Genomic DNA, 16339 nt, shown 5'->3' on the forward strand with positions numbered 1-16339 from the left:
CCGGGGGCGCCAGCCTCCAGCCGAAGATATCAGACGTTGAAGCCTAGCATACGGAGCTGGTCACGGCCGTCGTCCGTGATCTTGTCCGGGCCCCACGGCGGCATCCAGACCCAGTTGATCTTCACGTCGGAGACCATGCCGTCGAGCGCCGAGTGCGCCTGGTCCTCGATGACGTCGGTCAGCGGGCAGGCGGCGCTGGTCAGGGTCATGTCGATGGTCGCGACGGGCTTGCCGTCCGGATCCGCATCGAGGTTGACGCCGTAGACCAGGCCGAGGTCGACGACGTTGATCCCGAGCTCGGGGTCCACGACGTCCTTCAGCGCTTCCATCAGTTCGTCGACGGTCGCCTCCCCTCCGGTGCCGGTGGGGGTCTCGACAGGCTTGCTCATCGCGTAGTACTCCTCACCACAGCGTCCTTGTAGGCCATCCACGACAGCAGCGCGCACTTGACGCGCGCCGGGAACTTGGCCACCCCGGCGAACGCCACCGCGTCGCCGAGCACGTCCTCGTCGGGTTCGACCTGCCCCCTGCCCTGCATGAGGCGGGTGAACTCGTCCACCACGGACATCGTCTCCTCGACGGTCGAACCGGCCGCCAGCTCGTACAGCACCGACGCGGCGGCCTGGCTGATGGAGCACCCCTGCCCGTCGTAGGAGACGTCCTCGATCTTGCCGGCGTCGCCCACCCGGACCCGCAGCGTGATCTCGTCGCCGCAGGTGGGGTTCACGTGGTGAACCTCCGCGTCGTACGGCTCACGAAGCCCCCGCCCCTGCGGGTGCTTGTAGTGCTCCAGGATCAGCTCCTGGTACATCGACTCGCCGATCATGGCTATGCGAACACCTTCTGAACGTGGTGGAGGCCGCGCACCAGGGCGTCGATCTCGCCCGTGGTGTTGTACAGGTAGAACGACGCCCGCGTGGTCGCCGGTATTCCGAAGCGCAGGTGCAGCGGGCGCGCGCAGTGGTGGCCCACCCGCACCGCGATCCCGAACGAGTCGTCCAGGATCTGGCCGACGTCGTGCGGGTGGATGCCCTCCAGCGTGAACGAGAGCGTGCCGCCGCGCGACTCCACCGAGTCGGGGCCGATCAGCCGCAGCCCCGGCACCTCGCGCAGCGCCTCCAGCCCGTACGCGGTGAGCTCGCGCTCGTGGGCCTCGATCGCCTTCATGCCGACCCCGGTGAGGTAGTCGACGGCCGCGCCGAGACCGATGGCCTCGACGATCGGCGGCGTGCCCGCCTCGAACTTGTGGGGCGCGGGGGCGAAGGTCGAGCGGTCCATCCAGACCGCCTCGATCATCTCGCCGCCGCCGAGGAACGGAGGCATGGCGTCGAGCAGCTCACCCCGGGCCCACAGCACGCCGATGCCGGACGGGCCGACCATCTTGTGGCCGGTGAAGGCGACGAAGTCGACGCCCAGGGCGGCCACGTCCACCGGGTGGTGGGGCACCGACTGGGAGGCGTCGAGCATCATCAGCGCGCCGGTCTGGCGGGCGCGGGCCAGCACCTCGGCGACCGGGTTGACGGTGCCGAGCACGTTCGACTGGTGCGCGATCGAAACGATCTTCGTCCGCTCGGTGATCAGCTCGTCCAGCTTGGACAGGTCGAGCCTGCCCTCGTCGGTGACGCCGAACCACTTCAGGGTCGCGCCGGTGCGCTGCGCGAGCAGCTGCCACGGCACGATGTTGGAGTGGTGCTCCATCTCCGAGATGACGATCTCGTCGCCGGGACCGAGCCGGAAGCGGTCGTCGGTGTTGGCCGGGTTGCCGAACGAGTAGGCGACCAGGTTGAGCGCCTCGGAGGCGTTCTTGGTGAAGACGACCTCGTCCCGCGAGGGCGCGCCGATGAAGGCGGCCACCTTGTCGCGGGAACTCTCGAAGGCCTCGGTCGACTCCGCCCCGAGCACGTGCATGGCACGGCCGACGTTGCTGTAGTGCGCCGCCAGGTGCTCGCGCATGGTCTCGATGACCTGCGCGGGCTTCTGGGAGGAGTTGCCCGAGTCGAGGTAGACGAGCGGACGCCCGCCGGGCAGCTCGCGGGAGAGGACCGGGAAGTCCTTCCTGATCCTCTCCACGTCCAAGCTGGTCTGATTCATACAGCTGCCTTCGTGTACTGCTCGTAGCCCTCGGCCTCGAGCTTGTCGGCCAGCTCCGGCCCGCCCTCCTCGACGATCTTGCCGTTGGCGAAGACGTGCACGAACTCGGGCTTCACGTAGCGCAGGATGCGAGTGTAGTGGGTGATGAGCAGCACGCCGGTGTCACCCGAGGCGCGGAAGCGGTTGATGCCCTCCGAGACCACGCGCAGCGCGTCGACGTCGAGGCCGGAGTCGGTCTCGTCGAGCACCGCGATCTTCGGCTTGAGCAGCTCCAGCTGGAGGATCTCGTGGCGCTTCTTCTCACCGCCGGAGAAGCCCTCGTTGAGGTTGCGCTGGGCGAAGGAGGCGTCGATGGCGAGCCCGTCCATGCCCTTCTTCAGGTCCTTGGCGAACTCGCGCAGCTTGGGCGCCTCGCCGCGGACGGCGGTGACGGCCGAGCGCAGGAAGTTGGAGACCGAGACGCCGGGGACCTCGACGGGGTACTGCATGGCCAGGAAGAGGCCGGCGCGGGCCCGCTCGTCGACCGACATCTCCAGCAGGTCGACGCCGTCGAGCAGCACCTGCCCGCCGGTGATCGTGTACTTGGGGTGACCGGCGACCGCGTAGGCGAGCGTGGACTTGCCGGAGCCGTTGGGGCCCATGATGGCGTGGGTCTCGCCCGCCTTCACGGTCAGGTTGACGCCGCGCAGGATCTCCTTGTCCTCGACGGCGACCTGGAGGTCACGGATCTCAAGGGTGGACATGTGCTTATGACTCCTTCGAGAGCGAGACGAGCACGTCATCGCCGTCGATCTTGACTGTGTAGACGGACACGGGCTTGGTGGCGGGCGGGCCGGTGGGCTTTCCGGTGCGGATGTCGAAGCACGAGCCGTGCAGCCAGCACTCCAGCGTGTCGTCGTAGACGTCGCCTTCGCTGAGCCGCACCTCGGCGTGCGAGCAGACGTCGTACAGCGCGTGCACCTCGCCGCCCTTGCGCACCAGCGCGACCGGCGTCTCGCCGACCTCGACGCCCAGGACACCCCCGTCGGGGATGTCGCCGATCTGGCAGACCTTCTCGAAACTCATCGTGCGAGCTCCGCCTCCAGCGCCGCCATGACGCGCTCGCGGATCTCCTCGACCTCGATCTTCTCGACGAGCTCGCCGAGGAAGCCCCGGATGACCAGGCGGCGCGCCTCGTCGTACGGGATGCCCCGGGCCTGCAGATAGAACAGGTGCTCGTCGTCGAGCCGGCCGGACGTCGAGGCGTGCCCCGCGCCGGTCACCTCACCCGTGAGAATCTCCAGGTTGGGCACCGAGTCGGCGCGGGCGCCGTCGGTGAGGATGAGGTTGCGGTTGAGCTCGTACGTGTCGGTGGCCTCGGCCTCGGCCCGGATGATCACGTCGCCGATCCAGACCGCGTGCGCGTCCTGGCCCTGGAGGGCGCCGCGGTAGTCGACGTTGCTGCGGCAGTTGGGCCGCGAGTGGTCGACCAGGAGGCGGTGCTCCAGGTGCTGGCCCGCGTCGACGAAGTAGACGCCGAGCAGGTCGGCGTCGCCGCCGGGGCCGGTGTAGGACACGCTGGGCGACAGCCGGACCAGGTCGCCGCCGAGGGTCACCACGAAGCTGCGGAAGGTGGCGTCCCTGCCGAGCCGGGCGTGGTGGTGGCTGACGTGGACGGCGTCGTCCTGCCAGTCCTGGAGGCTGACCACGCGCAGCGTGGCGCCGTCGCCGACGTCGAACTCCACGTTGTCGGAGTAGACCGCGCTGCCCTGGTGGTCGAGCACGATCACGGCCTCGGCCATCGGCTCGACCCGGACCAGCAGGTGGCCGAAGGCGGCGCCGTCGCCGGCGCCGGTCAGCGTGACGACGGTCGGCCTGGAGGTCACGGCCTCGCGCGGCACCGTGAGCACGGTGGCCTTCTCGAAGGACGTGTAGGCCTGGGCGCTCACCCGGTCGGAGGGCACGTAGACCTTGCCGAGCCGCGGGTCGTCGCGGCCCACGGTCTCGACGGTGACCTCGGGCGCGGCGTCCACGTCGACCTTGACGTGGCCGACATGGCCCTCCGCCACGGCCTTGCCGTCGTGCAGGCCCTTCAGGCGCGAGAGCGGGGTGAAGCGCCACTGCTCCTCGCGCCCGGTGGGAACCTCGAAGTCGGCCAGGTCGTAGGACGCCTTCTCGTGCAGGGTCGACAGGGGCTTCTCGTTCAGGCCCATCAGCCGACGGCTCCTTCCATCTGCAGCTCGATCAGCCGGTTCAGCTCGAGCGCGTACTCCATGGGCAGCTCGCGTGCGATCGGCTCGACGAAGCCGCGCACGATCATGGCCATCGCCTCGTCCTCGTCGAGCCCGCGGCTCATGAGGTAGAAGAGCTGGTCCTCGCTGACCTTGGAGACCGTGGCCTCGTGACCCATGGCGACGTCGTCCTCGCGGACGTCGACGTAGGGGTAGGTGTCGGAGCGGCTGATCTGGTCGACGAGCAGCGCGTCGCACTTGACGGTGCTGGCGCTGCCGTGGGCGCCCTCCTCGATCTGCACGAGACCGCGGTAGGAGGTGCGGCCGCCGCCGCGCGCCACCGACTTGGAGACCACGCTGGAGCTGGTGTGGGGCGCCAGGTGGACCATCTTGGACCCGGCGTCCTGGTGCTGGCCCTCGCCGGCGAAGGCGACGCTCAGCGTCTCGCCCTTGGCGTGCTCGCCCATGAGGTAGACGGCGGGGTACTTCATCGTGACCTTGGAGCCGATGTTGCCGTCGACCCACTCCATGGTCGCGCCCTCGTAGGCGACGGCGCGCTTGGTGACCAGGTTGTAGACGTTGTTCGACCAGTTCTGGATGGTCGTGTAACGGCAGCGGGCGTTCTTCTTCACGATGATCTCGACCACCGCGGAGTGCAGCGAGTCGGAGGAGTAGATCGGCGCGGTGCAGCCCTCGACGTAGTGGACGTAGCTGTTCTCGTCCACGATGATCAGGGTCCGCTCGAACTGGCCCATGTTCTCGGTGTTGATCCGGAAGTAGGCCTGCAGCGGGATCTCGACCTCGACGTTCGGCGGCACGTAGATGAACGAGCCACCGGACCACACGGCGGTGTTGAGCGCGGCGAACTTGTTGTCGCCGACCGGGATGACGGTGCCGAAGTACTCCTTGAAGATGTCTTCGTGTTCCTTCAGGGCCGTGTCGGTGTCGAGGAAGATGACGCCCTTCTCCTCGAGGTCCTCACGGATCTTGTGGTAGACGACCTCGGATTCGTACTGGGCGGCGACACCGGCGACGAGGCGCTGCTTCTCCGCCTCGGGGATGCCGAGCTTGTCGTAGGTGTTCTTGATGTCCTCGGGCAGTTCTTCCCAGGACGTCGCCTGCTTCTCCGTCGAGCGGACGAAGTACTTGATGTTGTCGAAGTCGATGTCGGTGAGGTCGGAACCCCAGGTCGGCAGCGGCTTCCTGTCGAACAGGCGGAGGCCCTTCAGGCGAAGGTCGAGCATCCACTCCGGCTCGTCCTTGAGCGCGGAGATGTTACGAACGACCTCCTCGGACAGGCCTCGCTTGGCCGCAGCACCGGCGGTGTCGGGGTCGGCCCAGCCGAACTTGTAATTCCCGAGGCCTTCCAGCTCCGGGCGGTCGGTGACAGTCACCCTCCGGTCTCCTTGCTCTTCTCGGCAGTAGCTCTATAGGGGGCCCCCAGTGACTGGGGGCTGACGTGCGTGGTGCAGACCCCGTCGCCGTGGGCGATCGTGGCCAGGCGCTGCACGGGAGTGCCGAGCAGCTGCGCGAACGCCTCCGTCTCGGCCTCGCACAGCTGCGGGAACTCCGCGGCCGCGTGGGCCACCGGGCAGTGGTGCTGGCAGAGCTGGTCACCGCCCGACTTGGCCTTGCTGGCCGAGGCGGCGTAACCCTCCTCGGACAGGGCCTGTGCCAGCACTTGGACGCGCTGGTCGGGTGGGACCTGCCGCATGACCGGCTCCAGCCGCTGTAGCAGGCCTTCGACCTGCGTGCGGGCGAAGTCGGCCACCGCCTCCTCGCCCAGCCGCTCCGACAGGAAACGCAGCGCGCTCCCGGCCAGATCGTCGTAGGCGTGCACGAAGGCGCTGCGCCCCGCGTTGGTGATGGCGAACAGCTTGGCCGGACGCCCGCGTCCTCGCTGGCCGCGCGGCCGCGCCGTACGGGGCTCGATCATCCCCTCGGCGAGCAGCGCGTCCAGGTGACGCCGGACGGCCGCGGGCGTGAGCCCGAGCCGTTCGCCCAGCGCCGACGCGGCGATGGGCCCGTGCTCAAGAATGAGCCGGGCGACACGGGCGCGGGTGCTGCGCTCGCTACCTGGCTCTTTCAAGGGCACACTTTTCACAACATCAGTGTGCCCTAATTCCTTCCCGCTCCACAAACGGTTCCGAACAGCAGGTCAATGCAATTTCTCACGCAGGTTAGCCTTGCCTAACCAGACTTCCGGGCCAGGGTCGTGAAGGCGACGGCGGAGCAGGCGAACAGGACGATCATGACGGCGGCCATCGGCAGCGCCGTTCCCTCTCCGAAGATACCGGCCAGCGGAGCCGCGGCCGCCCCCAGCGCGAACTGCAGCACGCCGAGCAGCGCCGAGGCCGCCCCGGCCACCTGCGGCGGCTGGCTGGCCAGGGCCAGCGCGCCGGTCCCCGGCAGGATGAGGCCCTGGCCGCACATGACGACGAACAGCCCCGCCACGACCGCGCCCAGGCCCATGCCCGCGACGACGGCCAGCAGCAGCAGCGCCCCGCCGGACAGGGCGAGGACCAGCCCGGTGAGGACGAGCCCGACCTGTGACACCCGCCCGGCCAGCCGCCCGCCGACCTGCGCCATGACGACCAGGCCGAACGCGTTGATCCCGAAGATGAGCGAGTACTGCTGCGGCGTGGCCGCGTACACCTCCTGGAGCACGAACGGCGAGCCGGAGATGTAGACGAACATGGCGCCGAACGCGAGCCCCGCGGTCAGCCCGCTGCCCATGAACGGCCGGTCCCGCAGCAGGCCCCAGAAGCTGCGCAGGGTGTGCCGGAGCCCGCCGCCCTCCCGCTGGCCGGCCGGGAGCGTCTCGCGCACCCCGGCCAGCACCGCCGCCATGAGCGCCAGCCCGATCAGGCTCAGCGCCACGAAGACGCCCCGCCACGAGGTGAACGCCAGCAGCTGGGCCCCGGCGATCGGCGCCAGGATCGGCGCCAGGCCGGCGACCAGCATGAGCGCGGCGAAGATGCGCGCGATGGCGGCCCCGTCGTACAGGTCGCGCACCACGGCCCGGACGATGACCAGGGCCGCGCCGCCGAGCATGCCCTGCAGCAGCCGGAACACTATGAGCACCGGCACCGAGGGGGCGAACGCGCACAGCAGCGACGCCACCGTGAACCCGGCGACGCCGACGATCAGCGGCACCCGGCGCCCGCGCACGTCGCTGAGCGGCCCGGCGATGACCTGCCCGGCGGAGACGCCGATGAGACAGGCGGTCAGCGTGAGCTGGACCTGCGCGGGGACGCTGAGCAGCTCCTCGGTGATGGCCGGCAGCGCGGGCAGGTACATGTCGATGGACAGGGGCCCGATCGCGGAGAGCGCGCCGAGGATGAAGAGCAGGAGCCGTCGGCGCTCCTTGACGGCCGGTTGCGCGGCTGCTGCCACGGACATGCGGGGGTACCTCTCTCCGTACGGGGGCCAGGGCTGGTGAGGAAGGGTGACGAGGGCTCAAACCCCGATTCGGTAGATCTCATTCCCAGAGCAGGGAAACATCCGGTAAACCTATCTTTGCCCGCCGAGGCGTCGCCCAGGGCTGCGCGGCGGAGCGCCCTTCCAGGTCCCTAGACTCATGGGCATGACATCGCCAGCCGTCGAGATCGTCGACCTCGTGAAGCGGTACGGCGGCACCGCCGCGATCGACGGTCTCACTCTGACGGCCGCGCGCGGTGCGGTGACCGCCGTCCTCGGGCCCAACGGCGCCGGCAAGACCTCCACGGTGGAGATCTGCGAGGGGTTCCGCACCCCCGACGGCGGCACGGTACGGGTGCTGGGGCTGCCGCCCGGGTCGCCCGGGCTGCGCGCCCGGGTGGGGATCATGCCGCAGTCGGGGGGCGTGCCGCCCGCCGCGCGCTGCGGCGAGTGGCTGCGGCTGGTGTCGCGCTTCTACGCCCGTCCGCTGGATCCGGCCGCGCTGCTGGACCGGCTCGGTCTCTCCGATCATGTACGGACGCCCTTCCGGCGGTTGTCGGGCGGGCAGCAGCAGCGGCTGTCGCTGGCCGCGGCGGTGATCGGCCGGCCGGAGCTGGTGTTCCTCGACGAGCCGACGGCGGGGCTCGACCCGCAGGCCCGGCACGCCTGCTGGGAGCTGGTGGGCGAGCTGCGCGCGGCCGGGGTGTCGGTGGTGCTGACCACCCACCACATGGACGAGGCGGAGCGGCTGGCCGACCACGTGGTGATCATCGACCGGGGGCGGGTGGTGGCCGAGGGCAGCCCGGCCTCGCTGACCGGGGCCGAGCGGCAGCTCCGCTTCCGCGCCCGCCCGGGGCTGGCGCTGGAGGAGCTGCTCAACGCGCTGCCGCTGGGCAGCGCGGCCAAGGAGTCGCCGTCGGGCCACTACATCGTCGAGGGCCAGGTCGACCCCGAGCTGCTGGCCACGGTGACCGCGTGGTGCGCGGCGGAGGGCGTGACGGCCGACGACCTGCGCATCGAGCGGCGCACGCTGGAGGACGTGTTCCTGGAGCTGACGGGCAGGGAGCTGCGGTGACGAGCACGGCCAAGACCCTCGACCTCACGCCGGCGCCGGGCGCGGCGCCGTTCCCGCGGATGGTGCTCGCGCAGACGGGCGCCGAGGTCCGCGCCATGCTGCGCAACGGCGAGCAGCTCCTGCTCACCATGATCATTCCGGTGCTGCTGCTCGTCGGCTTCTCGCTGGCGCCGCTGATCGACGTGGGCGGCGGCCGCCGGGTCGACTTCCTGGCCCCGGGCGTGCTGGCGCTGGCGGTGATGTCGACGGCGTTCACCGGGCAGGCGATCGCGACCGGGTTCGAGCGCCGCTACGGGGTGCTCAAGAGGCTGGGCGCGACCCCGCTGTCCAGGGGCGGGCTGATGCTGGCCAAGACGGCGGCGGTGCTCGTGGTGGAGGCCGTCCAGGTGGCTGTGCTCGTCGCGGTGGCGGTGGCGCTCGGCTGGAGCCCGCAGGGTTCGCCGGTGACCGCCGTGCTGGCGGGCGGGGTGCTGGTGCTGCTGGGCACCGCGGCTTTCAGCGGGCTCGGGCTGCTCATGGCCGGTCTGCTGCGGGCCGAGGCGACGCTGGCCGCGGCCAACCTGGTCTATCTGCTGCTGCTGGCGGCGGGCGGGGTGGTGTTCCCGCTGGACAAGTTCCCCGCGCCGGTGCAGCCGGTGCTGGAGCTGCTGCCGATCTCGGCGCTGACGGGCGGCCTGCGCACGGTGGTCTCCGGCGGCGCGCTGCCGCTGGGGGCGGTGGCGGTGCTGGCGGTCTGGGCCGCCGTCTCGCTGGGGCTGGCCGCCCGTACCTTCCGGTGGGAGTGATCACTCGGGACGGCGCTCGCCCTCCTCGGGCGCGCGCGACCCGTAGCGGCGGCGGCCGAGGGCGGCGACCGCCGTCAGCGGCACGGTGACGGCGGCGGCCAGGCCGAACAGCAGCGTGTACGATCCGCTCCCGGCGAGCGGTCCCGCCGCCCAGGACGAGACGGCGCTGCCCATGAACAGGCACGAGGCGAAGAACGCCACCGTCGTGCCGCGCGCCTGCGGCACCACCGAGGTCGCCCAGGTCTGCAGCGACGAGTGCATGAACGACCAGCCGCCGCCGAGCAGCAGCGCGGTCAGCGCGACCGTGACGACGTTCGCCTCCACGGCCAGGATCGCGTAACCGGCGCCCATCTGGGTCCCGCCGGTCAGGATGAGCCGCCACACCGGCCAGCCTCCCGCCAGCCGCTTGACCACCTGGGAGAACAGGTAGACGCCCACCCCGTACCCGGCGGCGGCCAGCCCGGCCAGCGCGGAAGAGACGCCCTGCTGCTGCAGGACCGTGGCCAGGAACGTCAGCGTGCCGAGCAGCACCGCGCCCTCGACGAAGGCGAGCGCGAACACCAGCCGCGCCCACCGGCTGCGCAGCACCGTGCCGACGTGCCGGCCCAGGCCGCCGATCTCGGCGCGCGGCGGCTCCGGCAGCACCCGCAGCGCCAGGGCGCACACCAGCGCGCACACCGCGGTCACGGTGAACACCGCCCGCCAGCCCGCCGCGTCGCCCAGCAGGCCGCCGAAGCCGGTGGCCAGCGCGGTGCCCAGCGCCATCAGGCCCATCAGGTGGGACAGGGCGTGCTGCCGTACCGAGACCGCGACCGTGTCGCCCACGTACGTCAGCGACGTCGGGATGACGGCGCCGAAGCAGGCGCCCGCCGCGACCCGGGAGACGATCAGCGCGGGCAGCACCGGCATGGCCGCCGAGGCCAGGCCCGCCAGCCCCGCCCCGAGCAGCGCCAGCCGCATCACCCGGACCCGCCCGAACCGGTCCGACAGCAGGCCCCAGAACGGCTGGGACACGCCGTAGGCGAGGTAGTAGCCGCTGGCCACGGCGACCGCGGTGGCCAGCGGGACCTGCAGCTCGCCCGCGATCAGCACCAGGAGCGGGGTCACCGCCAGCCGGTCGAAGCTGCTGACGAACGATGCGGCGGCGAGCGGGACGGGGGGCCGGGTGAGGGTGAGGAATGGTGCTGCGGCGCTCATGTGCTCCTGCGTCCGGTCGGGGGTTCCGGCCCAGTAAAACACCTGCGGTCGGGAATGTCGGAAAGGGCCGCTACGCTTCTGTCCGTTGTGTCCGATCTGAGGAGCCGTGTGCCCGCCTTCACCCTCGACGACCCGATCGACCGCGGCCGGAGCCTGCCGCGGCCGGGGAACCTGCTGCGCACCGCCGCGGACGCCATCCCGCCGTCCGGGCTGGTGCTGCTGGCGATCTTCTCGGTGCAGCTCGGGGCCGGGTTCGCCAAGCAGCTGTTCGCCACGCTCCCGCCGAGCGCGGTGGTGTTCCTGCGCATCGTGATGGGCGCGCTCATCATCGGCGCGGTGGCCCGGCCGCGGCTGCGGGGTCTGGGGCGGCGCGACTGGGCGGTGGGGATCGGGTTCGGCCTGACGCTCGCACTGATGAACCTGTCCTTCTACGAGGCGCTGATGCGGCTGCCGCTGGGCGTGGCGGTCGCCATCGAGTTCCTCGGCCCGCTGGGCGTGGCGGTGGCCGCCTCCCGGCGCAGGCTGGACCTGCTCTGGGTGGCGCTCGCCGGGACCGGGGTGGCGCTGCTCGCGCCGTGGGGCGAGTCGGCGACGGCGAGCTGGCTGGGGATCGGGTTCGCGCTGGCGGCGGGCGCCTGCTGGGCGGGCTACATCCTGCTGGCGGCGGCGGCCGGGAGCCGGTTCCCGGGGACGACCGGGCTGGCGTTCGCGATGATGGTGTCGGCCCTGGTGATCGCGCCGGTGGGAGTCGCCACCGGCGGGACCGACCTGCTCCGGCCCGAGGTGCTGCTGATCGGGCTGGGCGTGGGGCTGCTGTCGTCGGTGATCCCGTACTCGCTGGAGCTGAAGGCGCTGCGCCGGATGCCCAAGCACGTGTTCGGCATCCTGATGAGCCTGGAGCCCGCCGCGGCCGCGCTGATCGGGGTGCTGGTGCTCAGCGAGCTGCTGCACGTGCAGCAGTGGGTGGCCATCGTCGCCATCGTCGCGGCCAGCCTCGGCGCGACGCGCTCGGCGTCGAAGAGCTAGCGGGCCCAGATGCCCCGCACGTGCTGGATGTGCTCGCTCATGATGTGCTCGGCGGAGCGGTCGTCACCGGCCTGGAGAGCGTCCAGCAGCGCCAGGTGCTCCCGGGCGGAGTCGGCGAGCGTGCCGCGCTCGGCCAGCTGCGACAGCCCGTAGAGGCGGGCGCGGGTGCGCAGGTCCCTGACCACCTCGACCAGGTGGCCGTTGCCGGACAGGGCCAGCAGCTCCAGGTGGAACCGCAGGTCCGCGTCGACGTAGGCGAGCAGGTCGCCCCGCTCGGCGGCGGCCAGGATCTCCTCGGCGGCCGGGCGCAGCCCCTCGAAGTCGGCGGCCCGGCCCGCGTCGGCCAGCCTGGCGACCGTCGGCACCTCGATCAGCTCGCGCAGCTCGGTCAGCTCGTCGAGGTCGCGCTCGGACAGCTCCATCACCCGGAAGCCCTTGTTGCGGACCGCCTCCACCAGGCCCGCCCGGGCCAGGTCGAGCATCGCCTCGCGGACCGGCGTGGCCGAGACGCCGAACTGGGCCGCCAGCACCGGCGCCGAGTAGACCACCCCGGGGCGCATCTCCCCCGTGATCAGTGCCGCTCTGAGCGCCTGCGCCACCTGCTCGCGCAGGCTCTGCCGCTCGCCCACCATCGGCAGGTCGAGCCGGTCCTCGGCAGCCATCGCCCATCCCTTCCCTAGGTCTCCCTCTCGCCTCGCTCCAGGCCTCGTACGCGGCGGCGGCGACCACCAGGTCCTGCCATGCCATGCCGGTGCCTTTGAACACGCGCGGCCCGGATCCGCTCTGCACCCGGCCGGCTACCAGGTCGGCGAGGTCGCCGGCCAGATGGCGGGTGGTGATCGTACCGTGGCCGATCGGGATGACGACATCGCCGGCCTCGGCGAGCGCGGCCGTCCGGGCCTCCACCACCACCGTGGCCCGCGCCATGAGCTCCCCGTCGAGCTCCCGCGCGTCCGGCTCGTGCGACCCGATCGCGACGACCGTCGCACCGTCGCGGACCAGCCCGCCGGAGAACAGCGGCTCCCTCGCCGTCGTGCAGCACACCACCACCTCGGCCCGCCCGACGGCCTCCGCCACCTCCTCGGAGACTCCCCTCGGACCCGCACCGCGAGCAGGGGCCGCCGCCGGGCCGAGCCGTGATCCGCCTCTCCGGAGGCGTGAAAGTTTCCGGCGACGGCGGGCGGAGTGGTGAGGGGGCGGGAGTCCAGGCCGAGGGTGGCGCAGCGGGCGGCGAAGGCGGCGGTGCGGGCGGGGTCGCGGCCGACGACGGTGATCCGGCGCAGGGGGCGGACCTCGCGGGGGGCGAGGACGTGGCCCCAGGCTTGCGGGCCGGTGCCGAAGAGGACCAGGTCACCCGCGTCGGGGGGTGCCAGGTGGCGGACGGCCAGGGCGGAGACGGCCGGAGTCCGCAAGGAGGTGAGGGCGATGCCGTCCAGAGCGGCCAGCGGAGCCAGGGTGTCGCCGTCGTACAGGAGGTAGACGCCCTGGATGCGGGGCAGCCCGCGGGCAAGGTTGCCGGGCGCGACGGTGGCCGCCTTGACGCCGGCGTAGCGCCCGAAGGCGGCGGGCATGAGCAGGAGCTGCCCGGCGGGCAGGCCGACGACGGGCCGCTGCGGGGTCTGCTCGGGGTCGAGACCGGCGCGGAGCGCGTCCTCCAGGCCATGCCCTCGATCTCGGGGAACACCCCGGCGGCGGTCACCCCGGCCACCCGCGCCAGGAACGCCGTGCCGACGATGCTCTCGTGCCGGAGCGGGCCGCGCAGCCCGTCCTCGTGCAGCAGGGCCAGCCGGGCGGCGGTGCCGGACCCGCACGGCGACCGGTCGACCTCCCCGTCCGCGAAGACGGTCACGTTCCGCTGGCGGGCGGCTCCGTCCAGCTCGTCGTGGAAGATCACCCCGTACACGCCCGACAGCCGGTCGTCGCCGGGGTGCCGGGCCGCCGGATGATCGGCGAGGGCGGCCTTGACACGCCGCCCCCAGGCGATCAGCTCGGTCAGGTGCTCCGGCCGGACCTCCAGCCCGACCGCCGCCGCGGGCACCGAGGCGTAGATCGCTCCCCCGTACGCGAGGTCGGCCTTCACCCCGGCGGCCGGGACGCCGCGCGCGATCACGTACGAGGGGACGCTGACGAAGGTGACGGCGGTGACCCGCCCGCCGTCGAGGCGCACCCGCGCCGTGACGCGGCCGGACGGCACGTCGACGATCACGTCCGTCTCCCCGTCGGGGGCGGCCTGGACGAGACCTTCGCGGACGGCGTGGACGCCGAGCGCGATCGTGCCGTGGCCGCACGCCGTGGAGTAGCCGTCCTTGTGCCAGAACAGCGCGCCGAGGTGCGCGCCGGGGTCGTCGGGAGGTACGAGGAAGCAGCCGTACATGTCGGCGTGGCCGCGCGGCTCGTTCACCAGCAGCTTGCGGAGGTGGTCGACGTGGGCGGTATTGGCGCGGCGTTCCAGGACGGTGGCGCCCGGGATGGCGGGGACGCCGCCGGTGACGATCCGGAACGGCTCGCCCGCCGTGTGGTAGTCGACGGTGGTGACGGTCACAGTTCGAAGCCCTCCGGGAACGGGTCGCGCGGGTCCAGGAAGTACTGGGCGGTGCCGGTGATCCAGGCGCGGCCGGTGATGGACGGCACCACGGCGGGCCTGCCGCCGACGCTGGTCTCCTCCAGGATCCTGCCGGTGAAGCGGGTGCCGATGAACGACTCGTTGACGAAGTCGCGGCCTACCGGCAGCTCGCCGCGGGCGTGCAGCTGGGCCATCCGGGCGCTGGTGCCGGTGCCGCACGGCGAGCGGTCGAACCAGCCGGGGTGGATGGCCATCGCGTGCCGCGAGCGGCGGGCATCGGAGCCGGGGGCGGCGAAGTAGACGTGGTGGCAGCCGCGGATCCGGTCGTCCTCCGGGTGCACCGGCTCGCCGGCCGCGTTGATCGCCTCCATCGTGGCCAGGCCCGCGGCCAGGATCTCGCTGCCCGCCTCGCGGTCGAACGGCAGCCCGTACGCGTCGAGGGGGACGATCGCGTAGAAGTTGCCGCCGTAGGCCAGGTCGTAGCGGATCTCGCCGTACCCGGGGACCGTCACCGCGGCGTCGAGCCGGTCGGCGTAGGAGGGGACGTTCCGCAGCGTCACCGACATCGCCGCGCCGTCCCGTACGGCCACGTCCACCACGACCAGCCCGGCCGGGACCTCCAGCCGCACGGTGGTGACCGGCTCGGTGACCTCGACCATGCCGGTCTCCACCAGCACGGTCGCCACGCCGATGGTGCCGTGGCCGCACATCGGCAGCAGCCCCGACACCTCGATGAACAGCACGCCCCAGTCGGCGTCGGGCCGGGTGGGCGGCTGCAGGATGGCGCCGCTCATCGCGGCGTGGCCGCGCGGCTCGTTCACCAGCAGCTTGCGGATGTGGTCCAGGTGGTCACGGAAGTGGATCCGCCGCTCGGCCATGCTGGCACCCGGTACGGTCCCGACGCCGCCGGTGATGACCCGGGTGGGCATGCCCTCAGTGTGCGAGTCGACGGCGTGGAAGACCCGGCGGGTCCTCATCGCAGGCCCTCCGCGAGCGCCTTCTCGGTCAGGGCGCGGACGGCCGCCTCCTGCTCGGCGGTGAGCGGCTGCCGGGGCTCGCGGCACGGGCCGCCGGGGCGTCCGGCGACGTCCATGGAGAGCTTGATGGCCTGTACGAACTCGGTCTTGGAGTCCCAGCGCAGCAGCGGATGGAGCTGCTTGTAGAGCGGCAGCGCGGTCTCCAGATCGTGTGCCACGGCCGCCCGGTAGAGCGCGACGGTGGAGGCGGGCAGCGCGTTCGGGTAGCCGGCGATCCAGCCGACGGCCCCCGCCAGCGCCAGCTCCAGCAGCGCGTCGTCCGAGCCGATGAGCAGGTCGAGACCGGGGGCCAGCTCGGCGATCTCGTAGGCGCGGCGCGGATCGCCGGTGAACTCCTTGACCGCCACGATCAGCCCCTCCTCGTGCAGCCTGGCCAGCAGGGCGGGGGTCAGGTCGACCTTCGTGTCGTACGGGTTGTTGTACCCGACCACGGGCACCCCGGCGCGGGCCACCTCACGGTAGTGCGCGAGGACCGCCCGCTCGTCCGCCCGGTAGGCGTTCGGCGGCAGCAGCAGCACCGACCCGCAGCCCAGCTCGGCGGCCCTCTCGGCCCACCGCCGCGACTCTGCCGCGCCGTACGCGCCCGCGCCCGCCATCACCCGGTTCCCGCCGACCGCCTCGACGGCCGTCTCCAGGACCTTGGCTCGCTCCTCGGGGGTGAGGGTCTGGTACTCGCCGAGCGAGCCGTTGGGGACGACGCCGTCGCAGCCGTTCTCCACGAGCCAGCGGCAGTGCCCGGCGTACGCGTCGTAGTCGACGGACAGGTCGTCGCGGAGCGGGAGTGCGGTGGCGACCATGATGCCGTGCCAGGGGTGGGTCCGTTCGGTCACTAGGGCACCCTCTTTCTCGCAGGCACCGCTACGGTGCTTGGTGAAGGGACTCGGCGGGAGCCGGGGTGACGGTCTGGTCCGGTCGCCGCTCGACGGCCTGTATGA

16 protein-coding genes and 3 pseudogenes are annotated in these 16339 nt (G+C 72.0%); 3 read left to right on the top strand and 16 right to left on the bottom strand.

All coding sequences use genetic code 11. From position 1 onward, the window contains the following. Positions 1 to 29: 29 nt before the first annotated feature. The 9 genes from AB0J42_RS05255 to AB0J42_RS05295 form a co-directional block, all read right to left on the bottom strand. A complete protein-coding gene (locus tag AB0J42_RS05255) occupies positions 30 to 389 on the bottom strand; it encodes a metal-sulfur cluster assembly factor (protein WP_364289089.1) in 360 nt (119 codons plus the stop codon). Beyond that, positions 386 to 826 carry a Fe-S cluster assembly sulfur transfer protein SufU gene (gene sufU / locus AB0J42_RS05260; RefSeq protein ID WP_364289090.1) on the bottom strand — a complete coding sequence of 147 codons (441 nt, stop codon included), beginning with the start codon at positions 824 to 826 and terminating at the stop codon, positions 386 to 388. Before sufU ends, AB0J42_RS05255 begins: the two co-directional genes overlap by 4 nt. Before the next feature lie 2 nt (positions 827 to 828). Next, positions 829 to 2091 carry a cysteine desulfurase gene (locus tag AB0J42_RS05265; protein WP_364289091.1) on the bottom strand — a complete coding sequence of 421 codons (1263 nt, stop codon included), beginning with the start codon at positions 2089 to 2091 and terminating at the stop codon, positions 829 to 831. Continuing rightward, positions 2088 to 2834, bottom strand: coding sequence for a Fe-S cluster assembly ATPase SufC (gene sufC, locus AB0J42_RS05270; protein ID WP_364289092.1), 747 nt, complete (start codon positions 2832 to 2834; stop codon positions 2088 to 2090). Before sufC ends, AB0J42_RS05265 begins: the two co-directional genes overlap by 4 nt. A 4-nt stretch (positions 2835 to 2838) precedes the next feature. Further along, entirely contained in the window at positions 2839 to 3156 is a 318-nt protein-coding gene (locus AB0J42_RS05275) for a non-heme iron oxygenase ferredoxin subunit (RefSeq protein ID WP_364289094.1), read from the bottom strand. Continuing rightward, a complete protein-coding gene (gene sufD / locus AB0J42_RS05280) occupies positions 3153 to 4283 on the bottom strand; it encodes a Fe-S cluster assembly protein SufD (RefSeq protein WP_364289096.1) in 1131 nt (376 codons plus the stop codon). Before sufD ends, AB0J42_RS05275 begins: the two co-directional genes overlap by 4 nt. After that, the gene (sufB, locus tag AB0J42_RS05285; RefSeq protein WP_364289098.1) at positions 4283 to 5695 is read right to left on the bottom strand and encodes a Fe-S cluster assembly protein SufB; all 1413 of its coding nucleotides are present in this window, start codon (positions 5693 to 5695) and stop codon (positions 4283 to 4285) included. Before sufB ends, sufD begins: the two co-directional genes overlap by 1 nt. Next, positions 5692 to 6396, bottom strand: coding sequence for a metalloregulator ArsR/SmtB family transcription factor (locus AB0J42_RS05290; RefSeq protein ID WP_364289135.1), 705 nt, complete (start codon positions 6394 to 6396; stop codon positions 5692 to 5694). Before AB0J42_RS05290 ends, sufB begins: the two co-directional genes overlap by 4 nt. A gap of 95 nt (positions 6397 to 6491) precedes the next feature. Next, a complete protein-coding gene (locus tag AB0J42_RS05295; RefSeq protein WP_364289100.1) occupies positions 6492 to 7703 on the bottom strand; it encodes a multidrug effflux MFS transporter in 1212 nt (403 codons plus the stop codon). A gap of 184 nt (positions 7704 to 7887) precedes the next feature. On the opposite strand from AB0J42_RS05295, the gene AB0J42_RS05300 reads away from it, so the two are divergent. Beyond that, a complete protein-coding gene (locus tag AB0J42_RS05300) occupies positions 7888 to 8796 on the top strand; it encodes an ABC transporter ATP-binding protein (RefSeq protein WP_364289101.1) in 909 nt (302 codons plus the stop codon). Between the two features lie 59 nt (positions 8797 to 8855). Further along, positions 8856 to 9581, top strand: a complete 726-nt coding sequence (locus AB0J42_RS05305) for an ABC transporter permease (RefSeq protein WP_364289137.1) — start codon at positions 8856 to 8858, stop codon at positions 9579 to 9581. Here the strand turns inward: AB0J42_RS05305 and AB0J42_RS05310 are convergent, their stop codons facing one another. Further along, positions 9582 to 10778 (bottom strand): MFS transporter, encoded by a 1197-nt coding sequence (locus tag AB0J42_RS05310; RefSeq protein ID WP_364289103.1) that lies wholly within the window; start codon positions 10776 to 10778, stop codon positions 9582 to 9584. A 108-nt stretch (positions 10779 to 10886) separates the two neighbouring features. On the opposite strand from AB0J42_RS05310, the gene AB0J42_RS05315 reads away from it, so the two are divergent. Continuing rightward, positions 10887 to 11804: an EamA family transporter gene (locus AB0J42_RS05315; RefSeq protein ID WP_364289105.1), complete on the top strand. Its 918-nt coding sequence runs from the start codon at positions 10887 to 10889 to the stop codon at positions 11802 to 11804. Here AB0J42_RS05315 and AB0J42_RS05320 read toward each other — a convergent pair. From AB0J42_RS05320 to AB0J42_RS05345, 6 genes and pseudogenes are all read right to left on the bottom strand, one after another. Next, the gene (locus tag AB0J42_RS05320) at positions 11801 to 12466 is read right to left on the bottom strand and encodes a GntR family transcriptional regulator (protein ID WP_364289107.1); all 666 of its coding nucleotides are present in this window, start codon (positions 12464 to 12466) and stop codon (positions 11801 to 11803) included. The genes AB0J42_RS05315 and AB0J42_RS05320 overlap by 4 nt on opposite strands. Positions 12467 to 12557: 91 nt before the next feature. Beyond that, a pseudogene (locus AB0J42_RS05325) lies at positions 12558 to 12881 on the bottom strand (ornithine cyclodeaminase family protein); the annotation flags it as partial. 194 nt (positions 12882 to 13075) lie between these two features. After that, positions 13076 to 13375: pseudogene (locus tag AB0J42_RS05330) on the bottom strand (ornithine cyclodeaminase family protein); the annotation flags it as partial. Positions 13376 to 13512: 137 nt separating this feature from the next. Then, positions 13513 to 14346: pseudogene (locus AB0J42_RS05335) on the bottom strand (proline racemase family protein); the annotation flags it as partial. Then, complete coding sequence (locus tag AB0J42_RS05340; RefSeq protein WP_364289109.1) at positions 14343 to 15344, bottom strand: proline racemase family protein; 1002 nt, start codon at positions 15342 to 15344, stop codon at positions 14343 to 14345. The pseudogene AB0J42_RS05335 and the gene AB0J42_RS05340, both read right to left, overlap by 4 nt. Beyond that, on the bottom strand, positions 15341 to 16234 hold the full coding sequence (locus tag AB0J42_RS05345; RefSeq protein ID WP_364289111.1) for a dihydrodipicolinate synthase family protein: 894 nt from the start codon (positions 16232 to 16234) through the stop codon (positions 15341 to 15343). The genes AB0J42_RS05340 and AB0J42_RS05345 overlap by 4 nt, the downstream gene beginning before the upstream one ends. Positions 16235 to 16339: the final 105 nt, after the last annotated feature.

The sequence above is a fragment of the Nonomuraea sp. NPDC049649 genome (assembly GCF_040675175.1).
Lineage (GTDB): Bacteria > Actinomycetota > Actinomycetes > Streptosporangiales > Streptosporangiaceae > Nonomuraea.